This window comes from Phosphitispora fastidiosa, from assembly GCF_019008365.1.
Classification (GTDB): Bacteria; Bacillota; Thermincolia; order Thermincolales; family UBA2595; genus Phosphitispora; species Phosphitispora fastidiosa.
This window is the reverse complement of the sequence record NZ_JAHHUL010000023.1, coordinates 25,918-41,248: the sequence shown is the minus strand read 5'-3', so window position 1 is coordinate 41,248 and position 15,331 is coordinate 25,918. Positions and strand designations below refer to the sequence as shown.

The window sequence follows — 15,331 nt, the reverse complement described above, 5'->3', positions numbered from 1 at the left end:
TCCTCATTTATTAAAATATTCAAGTTTCATGCTTCTTGTTCCCAAAAATGTCTCACCAGATTTTCCCCCGGTTAATCCGATAACTCTGTTAATCCGATAGGCTGCAACAGCAAAATATCCCTGATATTCTTTGAGAGACTTTGGCAGGTTTTTATGATATATCCGGGGTCCGCATATTTATAGCTTGCCAGTGACATTACCGCTTTTGTCAGGTGCATAGCCGAAATGGTGCGGTAACCGGCGTTTTTAGTTTTTTTTCTGTTAAATACAGCAATAACTGCTGGTTTAATTGATTGGCAAATATATGAATCACTAAGCATTATGTCCCGGGTAAGGCTGAGAATTAGTAAAATAGCTGTATCTTCCTCAGTTTGCCAATTCAGTCTGTCTAACAGGGAGCACTTTTGATGGGGTGGGCAGAACCCCAGGATATCTTCTGCCGGAAGGCCGGGCTTCCGTCTTTTGTAAAGATCAATAATTTTCTGCAGAGGATAAAGGTGAACCGGGTTGGATTTCACGGCCAGAAAATAAAACCTGACGGCCTCATTCCATGATTGTTTTGCTTCGTAGATTTCCCCTAGTATCTGGTAAATCTGGTGTTCCCGAATATTTAGATTTGACGCGGGAGTACCGGGTAATTTCTCCAGACATTTTTTTATGTTCCGTTCTGTTTCAGCCGGTTTTCCTGATTCAAGGCTCACCAACCCTGCCAAAAAAAGGAATTCGGGGGATGGGGGTGATATGTTGCGAAGGCTGTCAAATAAACGAAGCATTTCAGGTATTTTTCCCACTTTATAGTAAGAGAGACTTAATTTGATGACCATGTCAGGTATATATTCCATTCCTGTACTGATGAAAGGCAGGGCTTGCTGAAATGTTTCCAGCGCTTCTGCATACTTTTCTGAAAAAAAATATTCACAGCCGAGGCTGTATAAGAGAAATGGATTACATGGGTTTTGGTACAGGGCCTTTTTGATTATTTGCAAATTACGCGAGGTCTTATTTTTTTTTTGAATTATTTCGGGCAGATAACCGTCATGATAAATGGTTACCGGAGCTTTTGTCACTGATTCAGCTCCGGCATGGTTGATTACCGATGGATATACCTGCTCGTGAATCGCACCTGAAAAACGGTACTCAGGGCAGTTCCGGAAAAGCCTTAATACAAGGTTTTCACTGGTTTCGATGCCATAAGACGCTCCCAGGAGGCTTACAATTCTGATGAAGTATGCTTCATATTTATTACTGTCGAGAAGCAGTTTAAATTGGTTGGCGCTGTCGTAGACAAGTATTTCGTCCGCATCAAGGACCAGTATCCAATCCCCTGTTGCCCTTTCAAGGGAGTAGTTACGGGCGCTGCTGAAACTGTCATTCCAGGCATATTCGTATGTTTGTGCGCCAAACTTTTTTGCGGCAGATAAAGTTGCATCAGTGGACCCTGTATCGACAATAACAATCTCATCTACAAGGCTGAGGACACTTTTCAGGCAGCGGGGAAGTGTTTTCGCTTCGTTTTTGACAATCATGCAAAGGGAAAGGCGCTGAATTTTTTTGTTCATGAATTATCACCTGGCAGTTTCAAACCTCTATGGGATTTTCTTTGATGTTTTTCAGGAGAACTGATAATTCCTGGTTTCCGGGGTAAGCGGCAAGGCCTTCCTCCAGAGTCTTAACAGCCAGATCCTGATACAGCCCGGCCAGCTCCCGGTTAACACGCGGGAAATTTAAGCCCAGTTCTACCGCTGCACAGATATACTTTTCGGCTTCTGAGAGGTTATTCAGGGCCCAGCAAGTTTTGCCCAGGCGGTAAAGTGTTTCGGTATCGGTGATATTCTCTTCCAGGGCAATCCGGTATTCCCTTTCGGCTTTTTCGTAATAACGGTACTTAAAATATAAATCTCCGAACAATTTAGCCGGCGGCTTCTCATAAAGCCCTGCAAAGCAGTTCCAGGCCTCATCAAATCTTTCAAATTCACCTAACTCAACCAGTCTTTCGAATATTTCATGTAATTCCCGGTAAACCTGCTGTTCACTGTTTATTAACTCATCAGTAGTGACTTTCCGTTTTTTTCGAAGTTTATCCAATACTTCCGCTAATCCCGGGTTTGTTCCGGCTGCTTTGAGGTTTTTCAGGCATTCAGCCGATTTTCTGCTGTGCCTGCGTAACCAGTAACAAAGAAACATGTTGCCCTGGGCTATCCCATAAAAGCTACTGCCCGGGGGAATCTTTTCAAGTTCTGCGAGGGCTTCCTGATACTGCTTTAGCCTCATCAGGCACAGTCCTTTTACCAGGGGTACCTCTACCGGCGCCGGTTCCTGTGACATAGCGGAATCAAAAAATTTTACTGCCAGTATGTAAGCTTCTTCCCGGAAAAAGATATGGCCTAAGTTGAGTTGAATTCCCGGATCAGTCAGGTCAAAAACGCTGTTTAAAGCTGTTACGGTATAATCCGGGTTATCCTTTGGATTCAGAATGGAAACTATTCTTTCAAGTGAATAGAGTGCCCGTGGGTTCTCCCGGAGAGCGCTTGTATAATATTCTAAGGCGGTTTCCAGGTCGGTGAAAAACTCTGCTATCTCGCCCAACTGATTATATACTCTATCTTTATACTGACAGTATAAGTTTGCATAATAGGCCGGCTGGGCAGATACGTCAAGGCACAGCTTAAATGCGTTGTAAGCATCCGCATGGCGATCAAGGGCTCTGCATACTAACCCTTTCAGATAATATAAGTCCCCTTGATCATGAAAGTGTTCCATCCATATATTTTCTATAAAATTAAGGCAGTCTTCAAAGTCCCCCAGGAGATAGTAGCATTGGGCCACATGCCTCATGAGTTTTGGAGCATAGATGGCCTGCAAATTTACCTTGTCGAGCACATAGAGAAATTCGCCCAAAGCTCTGCTGATCTGGCCGGCTTGAAAGTATTCCAAACCAAGATGGAAGCGATTAAGCAGGTCATCAGGATTTTTCTGTACGGCATTTTCCAACAGCCTGGTATTGCGTGCCGCTTTATTTTTGGCTATAATCTCTTCTGCCAAATAACCGTAATGAACTATACAGATGTCCTCCGCGATGGAAATTTTGGCTTGGGGATTGGCCTTAATAATATTGCCACAAATTTGTTCTTGGATAACTCCGGTAAAACGGTAAGCCTTGTCGTTCCTGAACAGCCGGAAAACCACATCCGGTGAAACTTCCACTCTGTTCCCGGATTGGTAATAGTTAAGTACCTTTATCAGATAACCTTCGGAGTCACCTTCACTGACTTTTTCTTTCAGGGCAGTTATGCACTGCTGATCAAGTTCTTCATCACCGTCAAGTATCAGGATCCAGTCACTGGTCGCCTTATTAAGGGCAAAATTACGGACTCTGCTAAAGTCCTCCTGCCATCGGATTTCAAAAACCTTGTCGGTATACTGCCCGGCAATTTCCAATGAACTGTCAGTGGAGCCTATATCGGCTACTATAATTTCATCTGCCACGTTTTTTACGCTCATGAGGCAGCGCTCCAGGTGTTTTTCCTCGTTTTCTATCACCAGGCAAACACTAACGGTTTGACTCTTCAAGTTCTAACAACTCCCTGAAACTTAATATCCATAAGTCATTATATGAAATTTGAATTTTAGAAGTTCCTCAAAATAAGGGTGAAAAATCGCTGATATATTGTCTGATTTAGTTAACCACGTCTCGAAAATATTCATATAGTAATATCAACGAAACATAATGAGGTGAGCCCCTTGGCAATAACCTTTGTCAATTTAAAGCAAACGGTAATAACTTCGGATGACTTTCAAAAGGCTCCGACCCGGAGGGTTTCCTTTGCTCTGAATTACATTTCATATTTTATCTATAATGAATGCGAGACCAATTCCGCAGTTGTCCAAATGCTGATAAGCCCTGACAGGAAAATTTGGATGGATGACGGCTTAGAGGTAGAAGTACAACCTAAACAGCTTATCAATCTGGTGCCCAACTATTTTTCCAAATATTCATCTGTCCAGTATAAATCGAAAACAAATAATTCCCCGGTAAAACTGGACATCTGGTTCCAGATGGTCAGACCGCCGGCAAAACAATGTTATGGCGTGGGGAATGACTGGAGTTAAATAGAAATCTAACAGAAAGGGATATTTATTATGAATACTAACAACTGCTCCAGGTATGTCTTTGGTAACCAAAAGGAAGTATACTATGGCAGATTTTTATGACGAATGATAATTATTCCGTTATCTTGGTTGTGTTATGGCGGGTACAGGCACTATGTATGAAAGTACATGTGCCTTTTTACTGTGTACAGGCCCATTTAGGTATAAATAAATAGTATGTTCTGACTGTGCAATTACAGGACTTCTGGCACATGTTTGAACCATGGACTTGTGATAACATTGTGTTTGACCGGGAACGGAACGCTCCAAAGGCTCATGGATAAAGGCTACATAGCAACCATATTAGTCCTATAGCCCAATCATTAACCAGGCCTGGAGGTCCGCCATGAAAGTAAAAATACTCAAATTCACAATCATCGCTATGGGTGTCTCCTTATTTGCGATTATAGCATTTATCGGAGTGACCTATGCAACTTCAACTCCGAAGCTTTGTGCAACCTGTCACATAATGAAACCTGAGGTGGCCACATGGGAAGCATCATCCCACAGCCAGGTAGACTGCGTTACCTGTCATGTTGATCCGGGGATGACCAATGCCCTTAAACATAAAGTTGAAGCTACTAAAGAGCTGTACAATTATGTAACCAAGAATTATGAACTGCCAATCCGAATGACAGAAGAGATTCCTGATGACCGCTGCCTGCAGTGTCATTCGACAGACAGACAGGTGTCACCTTCATATCCGGGGCTGTATATACCCCATGAAAGGCACAATGAAAAAGGTGTTGCCTGTGTCAAATGCCACCAGGGGGTGGCCCACGGAAATATTGCCTCCAGGGGAATGACCATGGGAGGGGATTTTAATGAGTGGGACAAGGCAGCCGGGACCAAGGTGATGGACCCGCAATTTACCCTGCCGGAAATGGAGCTGTGTATGGACTGCCATGGCCGGCGTGGGGTCACAGTGGCTTGTGAAGCCTGCCACAGCGGCAATATGATGCCAGAAGCTCACAGGGAGAAGTCATTTAAACTGAATCACGGACAGCAGGCGAAAAAGGATATCAATTATTGTGATACCTGTCACTCATATATTAAAGCCCCGGGAGTAACCTCAAACCAAATGCCTGACGAGGAGGATCCGGTAGCTCGTTATCTGGCCAGTATGCAGACAGGTTCAGATTCTGACTATACCGATTATGCCAAAACCAACGAATACTGTGTTGATTGTCATAAAAAGCGGCCTGTGACCCATGATGACAACTGGCCCTTCGAACACGGCAAGAGGGCGGAACAGGATGAACAGAAATGCCTGGTCTGCCACAGCCCTAGAAGGGATGTCAAAGGAACCACCCAAAAGGCTGCCTGTTCTTCATGCCACCCCAGTATCCATAAAAACCGTCCCTGGCGTGTGTCTCATCCTATTGAGATTCCGCCCAGATATGCGGTCCTGGAACCGCGGTGTTTTCAATGCCATGTAAAGGATACATGTTCCGGATGTCACCGGATTAAGGAAACTGACAGCAAAATACTTCCAAAGCCAAAGATAACAGTTACACCAGTACAATAAGGGGGAATTGACTGATGAGTTCTGCAGCACCTGAAGCCGGGAAGATAAGGATTAATTCACATGAAAAGACATTTACTCTTTTACAGGCTATCGCTGTTATTTTGATATCAGCAACCGTATTCGCAGCCTCAGGTTTCCTGGTGGGTAAGACTTTTTTCTGGAAGTCCGTGGAACAAACCCGTGTGGAACAACAGCTGGCATTTTATAAGTCCCAGGTTGACGCTGAACCGAAAAAGCCTGAAATGAGGGTCAACTACGGGTACACTCTGTTCCTTAAAGGTCAAAATAATGAAGCCTTGCAGCAGTTTCAGATTGCTGCCGACCTGGACAAGAAATATGCTGCTCCTTACTACAATATGGGATTGGTTTATAAGGACATGGATAAGTATGATGAGGCGCTGGAAGCATTTTCCCAGGCTGCCAAGCTGTCACCGAGGGATTACAAGCCCTTCATGATGATGGGTGTGGTCTATAACCTCCAAGGCAATTACAAGTCGGCGATTACTGCTCTCAACAGGGCTAATGATGAGAATCCGGGCTCAGCAGATGTTATTTATCAGATCGGTGTTTCTGCTGAGAAAACAGGGGATAAAAATGGAGCCAAGGAGCTTTACCAGAAAGCTTTAGACTATGATCCTAAGTTCCAGGAAGCCAAGGATGCTCTGGCCAGGCTTAAGTAAAAATAAACCGTAAGAGAGGTGAAGACCGGCTGAATTTGAGGCCGGGGGCATATGGCAGAAGTTGCGGGAAAAACAGGTATTATTATCAAGAGAAAGTACGTCTACTGGATTATACAGTTAATGTTTGTAATCGCACTGACAGGTTTTCTATACAGTTACCTTACCAATAAGGATGTTTTCAATGGTCTGCAGAATTTTGCCAACACTCCTTCGGGTGAGCCGTCTTTTGTAAGACTGATTTACGGCAAGTTCGGGGGCGGTGAGTTTGATAAACCAATGGCAGTTACCGTAGCCAATGAACAGATTTATATTGCTGATACAAATAACAAGAGGGTCCAGATTTTTGATTATGACGGAAATCCCATCAAGACCTTTGGCGAAGCAGGCTCCGAACCCGGACAATTCCAGTTCCCGTACGGGTTGGCAGGAGACAGCAAAGGTAATGTATATGTAGCCGACCTGTATAACGGGTCTGTATCCAGGTTTGACAAGGATGGTAATTTCAAGGGCCTGTTTGCCGAGAAGAGCGCCTCGGAAGGTGTTTTTCAGATGCCTGCCGGGATAGCAATTAAAAATGACAGGGTTTATGTAACTGATGTCAAGCTTCATACAGTAAAGGTCTTTGACTTAAACGGTAAATTAGTCAGCGAGTTCGGCAAGAAAGGCACTAAACCCGGTGAGCTGAATGCTCCCAATGCGGCAGCCGTGGATGACGCCGGAAATGTATATGTTACTGATACAGGAAACCAGAGGCTCCAGGTCTTTGACAAAGACGGGAAATACAAGAAGACAGTTAATGGTTCCAAGGATGGCAAAGGCCAGTCTGTGTTTGTCAATCCAAGGGGTATCGGAGTCGACTCCAAGGGGAATTTATATGCCGTCAGCAATCTGACCCACAGGATTTACGGTTTTGACAAAGACGGTAAACAGGTATTTTCCATCGGTGGATACGGTGAAGGTGAAAAACAGTTCTCCCTGCCTAACGGTATGTTTATTGACGACAGGGGCCGGATATATGTGACAGACACCACCAATCAGAGGGTAGCCGTTTTCCAGACACAGTAATCCATTTATCAGCAATCCATCAATCATTAATCCATCATTATGGTATCAAGTGGTATTCCACTGATCAATCACCTGAGATTGCTTAAGAAAGGAGGTGAAACTATGAAAAGTATGGTGAAATATTCTAAACTATCCGCAGAGATTAAAGGAGGAAACAAAGTGAAAAAGTTCAGTTTAGTAATGGCGTTAGCGCTGGCCTTAATGCTGACACTCGGAGTAAGTGTTGCACTTGCCGCACCAGGAGATTATGATCCTGACACAACTTCTGACAAGTACAATACTCCTCTGACTTCCGGCGGTGGTCATGTAGATTCAACCACCGTTACACCCGGGCTGGTAAACGCTAACCAAACAGGTAAAAATGTAGATGTTAATGATGGAACCAGTTTCAGTGATGTTATCAAAAACGTTGAAGGGCACGCGACACACGGTGAGTACACCAATGACACCAACTCCTGTGCTTCCTGCCACCAGACTCACACCGCTTCAGGCAGGGACCTGCTGTTCAAAAACGGTGTTTATAACACCTGTACAGCTTGCCATGACGGTACTTTAGGCTTCTATAACGTATTTGAGGGTTCCAATGCCGGTACCTTCGGCGGTGACCCTGACAAGGCAGTAGGTAATGCTTCAGTTCACATGGCTACCGGTGTAATGACTACCAGTGCAGCACCAGGTGGTAACAGAACCAGTACTGATGTAAACACATGGGGTAAGGAATTTACCTGTGCAAGCTGCCACGCTCCGCACGGTTCCTACAGTGACAGGCTTCTCCACTACAACCCTAATAACATGGGCGCCACTGCTCCTACAGATGCAGCCGGCAACCCGACTGGTGGTAAGAAGATTGTAAATGCTACCCTGGCTTTAGATGCAACAACCGGACACTATACAGCAGCAGATGCTGATGGAAATGCTATTACAGAACCATGGCTCTATGGTTACACCTATGGAAAGCCCAAGGCCTACTGGTCACAGATTCGTGTCCTGTATGACAGCAACGGAGACGGGACAGCAGAATGGAACTACAAGGTTCAGGGTGACCCGACCAAATCCTATAATGATGTCCTTGAAGTTCATTACAATGAAGGCTATTTCACAGATCCAAGCGGCGTACTGCCGGCTGACCTGGGTCAGGTTCAGATGGATGTAGCTCCTGTTACAGTTGTTAAGGTAGGCGTGAACCAGATTGCTACCGCTCCCAACAATGTACCTGTTAACGAAGTTACAACTTATGTGTCAGGTGTTAACGCATTCTGTGCTGCCTGCCACACTGATTACAATGCTAACAGCGCCGCAGAAGAAACAGGTACCTTCAGTTCAGCATTCCGTCACAAGATCAGCCAGGGCCTCAAGTCTGACATGATCGGTGAAGGCACTAACATGGTATGTCTGACCTGTCACTTTGCTCACGGTACTGATGCTGCAATTATGCTGGATGCTCAGAATCAGCCTGTAACTTCACCTGACGTAAACGCATCCTCAGCTCTGAAGCGTTACACCAACATGGCTGTATGCTGGAAGTGCCACAGTGATTCTAAGGCTGAAACCTTCAAGAACACTCAGTATTTCTGGGATCAAAAAGCAGCAGGAACCAACCCGACTATCTAACAATTAAATAATCAAGAATCAGTTTCGGAAACACTCTGAGATTATCGGGGGGCTTAAACAGCCCTCTTTTTTTTCGTTCATCAACTGATAAGGAAGGTTTTTTAGGAAATTTGTCTAAAGACTTCTATATTGTATATCATTCCAAATATATTGTAGTGAAACCATGTGTTTATTTAAAACATTCTGGGCAAATTATTACTAACCTGCGGGGGTGGTTGCGCTGGCGGAAAAGAAACAGAACGGGGACGAAACTTATCTGACCCGTAAAATCGACGAGCTCGGGACCGCAATGGAGAAAATGAAGCTTGCAGAATATGTTGAGCTGCTGAACCGTCCCGGGAGGTTGTTTTATATTAACTTTTTTGCCGGGGTGGCCCGGGGTTTGGGAATGGCGGTGGGCTTTACCCTTCTTGGGGCGCTGGTTATTTACACCCTGCAGAGATTGCAGGTTCTTAACCTACCGATTATCGGGGAGTTTATTGCCGATATTGTTAAAATTGTTCAAAACAACCTTAAGCTTCAGTAAAATGAGGAGGGACAGGTGTGACCAAAGATGTTATCGAAGCAATCCTGGAGAGACGGAGTACCAGGAGATTTAAGAATGAACAGGTTCCCATGGCAACCATTGGCAGGATAATTGATGCCGCCAGATGGGCTCCCAGTGCCGGTAATGTCCAGCCATGGGAATTCTACGTGATATATAACGAAAAGAAGAAATATGAGCTGGCTTCGGCAGCGGCAAACCAGCGTTTTATCGGTGAAGCCCCGGTAATAATCGTTGTATGTGCTATTCCCGAGATGACGGCTGCCCGTTACCGGGAGCGGGGCCGCAACCTGTATGTAATCCAGGATACGGCGGCTGCCGTGCAAAACATCCTGCTGGCTGCCGAGGGTTATGGACTTGGCACCTGCTGGGTCGGCTCTTTTGATGAGCCCCTTGTTATGGAAGCCCTGGATATCCCACGGGGCACAATTCCGGTTGCCATTGTGCCTGTCGGCTATGCTGCAGAGACAAACGAACCACCGGCCCGGAGGCCGGTTGATGAAATTGTCAGGATAATTGAGCAGCCGGACAAGCAGCAATTATGACACCAACTCAGGAGGCGGACATGGATAGGAAACTGATGGAGCAGTTCAGGCAGAAACTGGTGCAGGAGAGGCAGGAAATCAGGGAACGGATAACACACATGGAGGAAGGGGCCCTGGAGGTTCCTGCCCAGGATTCGATCAGTGAACTTTCAATGTATGACAATCACCCGGCGGATCTGGGAACAGAGACCTTTGAGCGAAGTAAGGATATAGCTCTCAGGGAAGCCGCCCAAATGCACCTGGCCAAAATTGAAGATGCCCTGACAAAGATTAAAGAAGGTGCTTACGGAAAGTGTGATACCTGTGGTACTGAGATTCCTCTGGAGCGGTTAGAAGCTATGCCGGCCACGACTATGTGCATTAAATGTAAAGAGAAGGGGGAACAACTGCCAGACCGGCATCCGAGGCCGATTGAAGAGGATGTGATTGTACCCCCGTTTGGCGGCTTTACACATGATAACTCAGAGTTCGAACTGGGTGATGCCGAGGATGAAATAATGTTTGACGGTGAGGATACCTGGCAGGCAGTGGCCAGGTTCGGTACCTCGGAGACTCCCCAGGATATCAGTGTCCACGGGGTCACCGACTATGACCATATGTATATTGATGCCGATGAAAATGTCGGCACTGTCGAACGGGTTGAACAGATCCCATATGAGAAGAATGTTGATGGGATGATTTATCAGGACTTTGACGGCGAAGATGATGAAACCATCCACAGCAGGGAAAAGAAGGGGACACAAAAGAATTCCCACCTGTGAATCAAACGGGTTGCCAAATGCTGCAGCAGCAGATAGGCAGCCCTTTGTTTTCCGTCTGCAGAGATGGGCGCTTATCCTAAAGCCGTTAGCTTGAATCTGCCTGTCGCCTATGATAAAATGAAGCAGCAAATAAATATGGGAACAGAGACTGACTAAAACTGACGGAGGTATCAGCCATTGCGGTACATATTACTTGCTCTGGGACTCCTGGCTGCAGACCAGTTTTCCAAGTGGTTTGTTATCAGCAGGATGACTAAAAGTGAATCCATACCTGTTATTGAACCGGTGTTTTACATAACTTATGTAATGAATCCGGGAGCAGCTTTTGGCATGCTGCCTTATAAGACAGTGTTTTTTGTTTCTGTCACGGTAGTTGTGCTGCTGGGGATTATTTTTTTTGCCAGGCGGATTCCGGCCAGGAAAGTTCTCCTGAAAACCGGGCTGGCGCTTCAGGTTGGTGGTGCGGTTGGAAACCTGATAGACCGCCTGAGATTTGGCCAGGTAGTCGATTTTTTTGATTTCAGGGTCTGGCCGGTGTTTAATATTGCTGATATGGGAATAGTCTTTGGTGTGGGCATACTTTTTATAGAACTAATGAAAGATGACTGGAGAAAACAGAAACAGGAGCCGATATAACTATGAATAGAAACAAAGGAACCGAAGAAATACGGGAAACATCAGATGAATTCAGGGAATGGGACGATGAGCCTGAAGAATTAAGCGGCGCCGGGCAGGAACTGGAGCAAGGTGTCACCGGGGAAGCTAAAGGACAACGACTCGATGTTTTTATAGCGGGTCTGGACCCCGATTTTTCACGCACCAGAGCGCAGAAGCTTGTTGAAATAGGTGCCGTTACTGTAAACGGAGGTGTGGCTAAATCAAACTATAAGGTCAGGGAGGGGGACCGGGTCTTGGTGAAAATCCCCGTTCCTGAGCTGCAGGAGGTTGCGGTCGAAAACATACCACTGGATATCGTATATGAAGACAGTGACCTGCTGGTAGTCAATAAGCCCCAGGGGATGGTTGTACATCCGGCGGCGGGAAATTATTCGGGGACACTTGTAAATGCTCTTTTGTACCACTGTGATGACCTCTCGGGCATTAATGGGGTGATCAGGCCCGGTATTGTCCATAGAATTGATAAAGATACCTCAGGGCTGCTGGTCGTGGCCAAAAATGACCGGGCCCATTTGAGCCTGGCCGACCAGCTCAAGGAACACTCTGTTTCCAGAAAATATATTGCTCTGGTCAAAGGTGTGGTCAAGGAGCCTGGGGGCATTGTTGATGCCCCTCTGGGGCGTGACCCCAGGGATCGCAAGAAAATGGCGGTGGTTACCAGAAACTCCAAAAATGCGGTCACAAAATATCGGGTTTTGGAGCGGTTTGAACATTATACCTTAGTAGAATGTCATTTGGAGACAGGCCGGACACACCAGATAAGGGTACACATGGCCTATTTGGGCCATCCGGTAGCCGGAGACCCTGTTTACGGACCTAAAAAGGATGCTCTGGGCCTTAAAGGACAGGCGCTGCACGCTTTGCTCCTGGGCTTCAGGCATCCGGTAACTGGGCAGTTTATGGAGTTTCAGGCAGATATTCCGCCATATTTTGAGGAGCTTATTGCAGGGCTGAGAGCTCAGGAAAAGTAAGCCGGCCGCCCCGGAGCCTAAGGCTGCTAAATCGGCTGCCTTACTGCCGCTTGACATTTAAGTAATTTAATGGTAAAATATAAGAGCAAATTTAAGGTGAAGTAAATTCAGGGAGTAAGTATGGTTCGAGCAGCAATACGCCGGGGCTTCTGAACGGGTGTGGATTGTTGTAAGGGTCATGTTGATGTTATGTAAGTTATCAAACCGAAACCTGAATGGAAAAATCTGAATTAGGGAGCTGGGGCCTTCTTTTAGTTCCGGTCACATCGACCGGGGCTAGGGATAAATCAGGCATTTGGTTTAGGGTGAGTCACGTGATGACGAAACCCGGGCACTCTAACTCTCTTTCGACATTAGCGAAAGAGAGTTAGAGTGCCCGGGTTTTTTATTTTCAAACCGAAACCTATACAAAATATAAGGAGGAATGTAATGTTAGCAAATTATAAAAAGTTTGAAAAGTGGAAGGAAGTTGAACCAGAGCAGTGGAATGACTGGAAGTGGCAGTTGTCCAACAGGCTCACCTGTGTTGAAGACCTGCAGGGAATAGTGAATCTTACACCAGAGGAGGAGACAGGGATAGCGGAATGCCTGCAGTCCCTGCGCATGGCGGTCACTCCGTATTATGCCGCCCTGATGAACCGTGAAGACCCATCCTGCCCCATCCGAAAACAGGCTATCCCTACTGCTTTGGAGTTAAAGCACACCCAGTATGATATGGAAGATCCCCTGTTTGAAGAAGGGGATTCGCCGGTTCCGGGAATTACCCACAGATATCCCGACAGGGTGCTTTTCCTGGTCACCGACCAGTGCTCCATGTACTGCAGACACTGTACCAGAAGACGTTTTGCGGGCCAGTCGGACAAGGCGCTGCCCAAGAAATACTTAGACAGGGCAATCAACTATATCAGGAATAATCCCGGCATCAGAGATGTGCTTATTTCCGGGGGTGATGCGCTGGTAATCCCAGATGAGACTGTGGAATACATTCTTGGAAGCCTTAAGCTCATCAAGCATATTGAAATGATCAGGATAGGGACACGCACCCCTGTCGTGCTGCCCCAGAGAATTACTGAAGACCTTTGTAGGATTATCAAGAAATACCATCCCGTTTGGCTTAATACTCATTTTAATCACCCGCGGGAAATAACCGCTGAAGCCAGAAATGCCTGCAGCAGGCTGAATGAAGCCGGGGTGCCCCTGGGGAACCAGAGTGTGCTGCTGCGCGGAATCAACGACTGCCCCAATGTTATGAAAAAGCTGCTTCAGAAACTGCTGACAATCAGGGTAAGGCCGTACTACCTGTACCAGTGCGATATGGCGCAGGGAATTGAACATTTCCGGACACCTGTATCCAGGGGGATAGAAATAATGGAGACCTTGCGGGGACACACTACCGGGTTGGCAGTACCGACTTATGTTATCGACGCACCTGGCGGAGGGGGAAAAATCCCGGTCGGGCCGCAGTATGTTATTTCCCATTCAACTAATAAAATTATTCTCCGGAATTATGAGGGTGTTCTCTGCTCTTATCGCGAACCTGATGACAAGACTGCTGCCTGTATGGAGTGCGGGGAGTGTAAAAGTATCAGGATAAAATCAAGGGAGGGGGTAGCCAAGCTGTTTGGTGAACAAAGCATAAGCCTTACTCCTAAAGGCAACTCAAGGGAGAAGAGACGCGAAAACAATGGTGTAACAGTATCATGATAGGGGAAAAAGACACCTTTGACCGGGAAACCAGTTTAGTAAAAATGAACACAGATGAGTTTGCTGTGGAGGCTGTTAATGACTGCCGCAGCAGGCGGATACGCGTGGTGGATTATCAGGCTCGTGATATTGGGGCCCTGGCAAATTACATTGAAATTCTTGGCAGTAAGTCCCAGGCGGGGAAAATAATTGTCTATTCACATAAGAATGATTGGCAGAAGTTTCTGTCTCTCGGCTATAGGCTTGAAGGTGTGATGAACACTTATTTCAGGGGTGACCCTGTGTATTTAATGAGCCGGTTTCTGTGTGCTGACAGGTCTGGCAGTGAACATTTAGTCAATGAAGACCTCATTCTGAAAAGAATTCTCCAGAGAAAACGAAGCTGTGTCGGAGCGGATAAGAGCAGTAATTGCAAAAATTATTCTATTCGAATTCTTAAAGATGATGATATAAATACCGTTATGGATATTTTTAGAGATGTTTTTGTAACCTATCCCAGTCCTGTCGAGGAACGCCGGTATTTTAAAGAACTCACCGGGCGGGAAGGGAATATCATGCTGATAGCTGAATACAAAAGTGAAATTGCCGGAATAATTTCCGCCGACATAGATAATAGGCACCTGAGCGCTGAACTTACAGATTGTGTTACCCTCCCGGAACACAGGGGCAGGGGAGTCATGGCAATGCTTATTGACCACATGGAGCAAAAACTGGCCCAAAGAAAGTTAATCTGCCTGTATAGTCTTGCCAGGGCAGGAATCCCTCCCATTAATGCAGTGATGTACAAGAAGGGGTACACATATGGGGGCAGGCTGATAAACAATTGTGATATTGGCGGCAGGTATGAAAACATGAATATCTGGGAAAAAAGTATAAAATAAAGCCTTGAGCACCAAAGGAAAAAACGGAGCAGCTGAGTCAGGCTGCTCCTTTTTGGTAGAGACGTTGGGGCTTATCTCCACAAAGATTATATAATTTTAAGGGTAAATCCAGTTGGAACCACTTCCACCTAATATTACGTCAGAAAAACAGATTTTTAGGGGGCAGGGCCCTGAAATACACAAAATTCCCTGTTAGGGATTGAAGTCAGGCTAT

The 15,331-nt window shown here is 45.9% G+C and carries 14 protein-coding genes; 12 read left to right on the top strand and 2 right to left on the bottom strand.

All coding sequences use genetic code 11. The features are described 5' to 3' along the window. Nucleotides 1-71: 71 nt before the first annotated feature. Both Ga0451573_RS16915 and Ga0451573_RS16910 read right to left on the bottom strand, forming a co-directional pair. Entirely contained in the window at nt 72-1,559 is a 1,488-nt protein-coding gene (locus Ga0451573_RS16915) for a tetratricopeptide repeat-containing glycosyltransferase family 2 protein (RefSeq protein ID WP_231685339.1), read from the bottom strand. Nucleotides 1,560-1,578: 19 nt separating this feature from the next. Beyond that, on the bottom strand, nt 1,579-3,570 hold the full coding sequence (locus tag Ga0451573_RS16910) for a TPR domain-containing glycosyltransferase (protein WP_231685338.1): 1,992 nt from the start codon (nt 3,568-3,570) through the stop codon (nt 1,579-1,581). A gap of 171 nt (nt 3,571-3,741) precedes the next feature. On the opposite strand from Ga0451573_RS16910, the gene Ga0451573_RS16905 reads away from it, so the two are divergent. The 12 genes from Ga0451573_RS16905 to ablB all read left to right on the top strand — a co-directional run bounded on the left by Ga0451573_RS16905 (nt 3,742) and on the right by ablB (nt 15,117). Beyond that, the gene (locus Ga0451573_RS16905; protein WP_231685337.1) at nt 3,742-4,110 is read left to right on the top strand and encodes a DUF6385 domain-containing protein; all 369 of its coding nucleotides are present in this window, start codon (nt 3,742-3,744) and stop codon (nt 4,108-4,110) included. 385 nt (nt 4,111-4,495) lie between these two features. Further along, on the top strand, nt 4,496-5,677 hold the full coding sequence (locus tag Ga0451573_RS16900; protein ID WP_231685336.1) for a cytochrome c3 family protein: 1,182 nt from the start codon (nt 4,496-4,498) through the stop codon (nt 5,675-5,677). A 14-nt stretch (nt 5,678-5,691) separates the two neighbouring features. Next, complete coding sequence (locus Ga0451573_RS16895; protein WP_231685335.1) at nt 5,692-6,357, top strand: tetratricopeptide repeat protein; 666 nt, start codon at nt 5,692-5,694, stop codon at nt 6,355-6,357. A 51-nt stretch (nt 6,358-6,408) separates the two neighbouring features. Then, entirely contained in the window at nt 6,409-7,422 is a 1,014-nt protein-coding gene (locus tag Ga0451573_RS16890; RefSeq protein ID WP_231685334.1) for an SMP-30/gluconolactonase/LRE family protein, read from the top strand. 159 nt (nt 7,423-7,581) lie between these two features. Then, nucleotides 7,582-9,033 carry a cytochrome c3 family protein gene (locus Ga0451573_RS16885; protein WP_231685333.1) on the top strand — a complete coding sequence of 484 codons (1,452 nt, stop codon included), beginning with the start codon at nt 7,582-7,584 and terminating at the stop codon, nt 9,031-9,033. A 211-nt stretch (nt 9,034-9,244) separates the two neighbouring features. Next, nucleotides 9,245-9,559: a DUF5665 domain-containing protein gene (locus tag Ga0451573_RS16880; RefSeq protein ID WP_435052297.1), complete on the top strand. Its 315-nt coding sequence runs from the start codon at nt 9,245-9,247 to the stop codon at nt 9,557-9,559. Between the two features lie 17 nt (nt 9,560-9,576). Continuing rightward, nucleotides 9,577-10,122 carry a nitroreductase family protein gene (locus tag Ga0451573_RS16875; protein ID WP_231685332.1) on the top strand — a complete coding sequence of 182 codons (546 nt, stop codon included), beginning with the start codon at nt 9,577-9,579 and terminating at the stop codon, nt 10,120-10,122. A 20-nt stretch (nt 10,123-10,142) separates the two neighbouring features. Beyond that, entirely contained in the window at nt 10,143-10,883 is a 741-nt protein-coding gene (locus Ga0451573_RS16870) for a TraR/DksA C4-type zinc finger protein (RefSeq protein WP_231685331.1), read from the top strand. A gap of 177 nt (nt 10,884-11,060) precedes the next feature. Next, nucleotides 11,061-11,519 carry a signal peptidase II gene (lspA, locus tag Ga0451573_RS16865; RefSeq protein WP_231685330.1) on the top strand — a complete coding sequence of 153 codons (459 nt, stop codon included), beginning with the start codon at nt 11,061-11,063 and terminating at the stop codon, nt 11,517-11,519. 2 nt (nt 11,520-11,521) lie between these two features. Further along, nucleotides 11,522-12,532: an RluA family pseudouridine synthase gene (locus tag Ga0451573_RS16860; protein ID WP_231685329.1), complete on the top strand. Its 1,011-nt coding sequence runs from the start codon at nt 11,522-11,524 to the stop codon at nt 12,530-12,532. 429 nt (nt 12,533-12,961) lie between these two features. Next, complete coding sequence (gene kamA, locus Ga0451573_RS16855) at nt 12,962-14,236, top strand: lysine 2,3-aminomutase (RefSeq protein ID WP_231685328.1); 1,275 nt, start codon at nt 12,962-12,964, stop codon at nt 14,234-14,236. After that, nucleotides 14,233-15,117 carry a putative beta-lysine N-acetyltransferase gene (gene ablB, locus Ga0451573_RS16850; protein ID WP_231685327.1) on the top strand — a complete coding sequence of 295 codons (885 nt, stop codon included), beginning with the start codon at nt 14,233-14,235 and terminating at the stop codon, nt 15,115-15,117. The genes kamA and ablB overlap by 4 nt, the downstream gene beginning before the upstream one ends. Nucleotides 15,118-15,331 lie beyond the last annotated feature (214 nt).

Bases quoted from the DNA above. Each gene is read 5' to 3' on its own strand.
- Ga0451573_RS16860 (WP_231685329.1), top strand. From the start codon at position 11,522: ATGAATAGAAACAAAGGAACCGAAGAAATACGGGAAACATCAGATGAA.
- Ga0451573_RS16915 (WP_231685339.1), bottom strand. From the start codon at position 1,559: ATGAACAAAAAAATTCAGCGCCTTTCCCTTTGCATGATTGTCAAAAAC.
- kamA (WP_231685328.1), top strand. From the start codon at position 12,962: ATGTTAGCAAATTATAAAAAGTTTGAAAAGTGGAAGGAAGTTGAACCA.
- Ga0451573_RS16900 (WP_231685336.1), top strand. From the start codon at position 4,496: ATGAAAGTAAAAATACTCAAATTCACAATCATCGCTATGGGTGTCTCC.
- Ga0451573_RS16895 (WP_231685335.1), top strand. From the start codon at position 5,692: ATGAGTTCTGCAGCACCTGAAGCCGGGAAGATAAGGATTAATTCACAT.
- Ga0451573_RS16870 (WP_231685331.1), top strand. From the start codon at position 10,143: ATGGATAGGAAACTGATGGAGCAGTTCAGGCAGAAACTGGTGCAGGAG.
- Ga0451573_RS16890 (WP_231685334.1), top strand. From the start codon at position 6,409: ATGGCAGAAGTTGCGGGAAAAACAGGTATTATTATCAAGAGAAAGTAC.
- ablB (WP_231685327.1), top strand. From the start codon at position 14,233: ATGATAGGGGAAAAAGACACCTTTGACCGGGAAACCAGTTTAGTAAAA.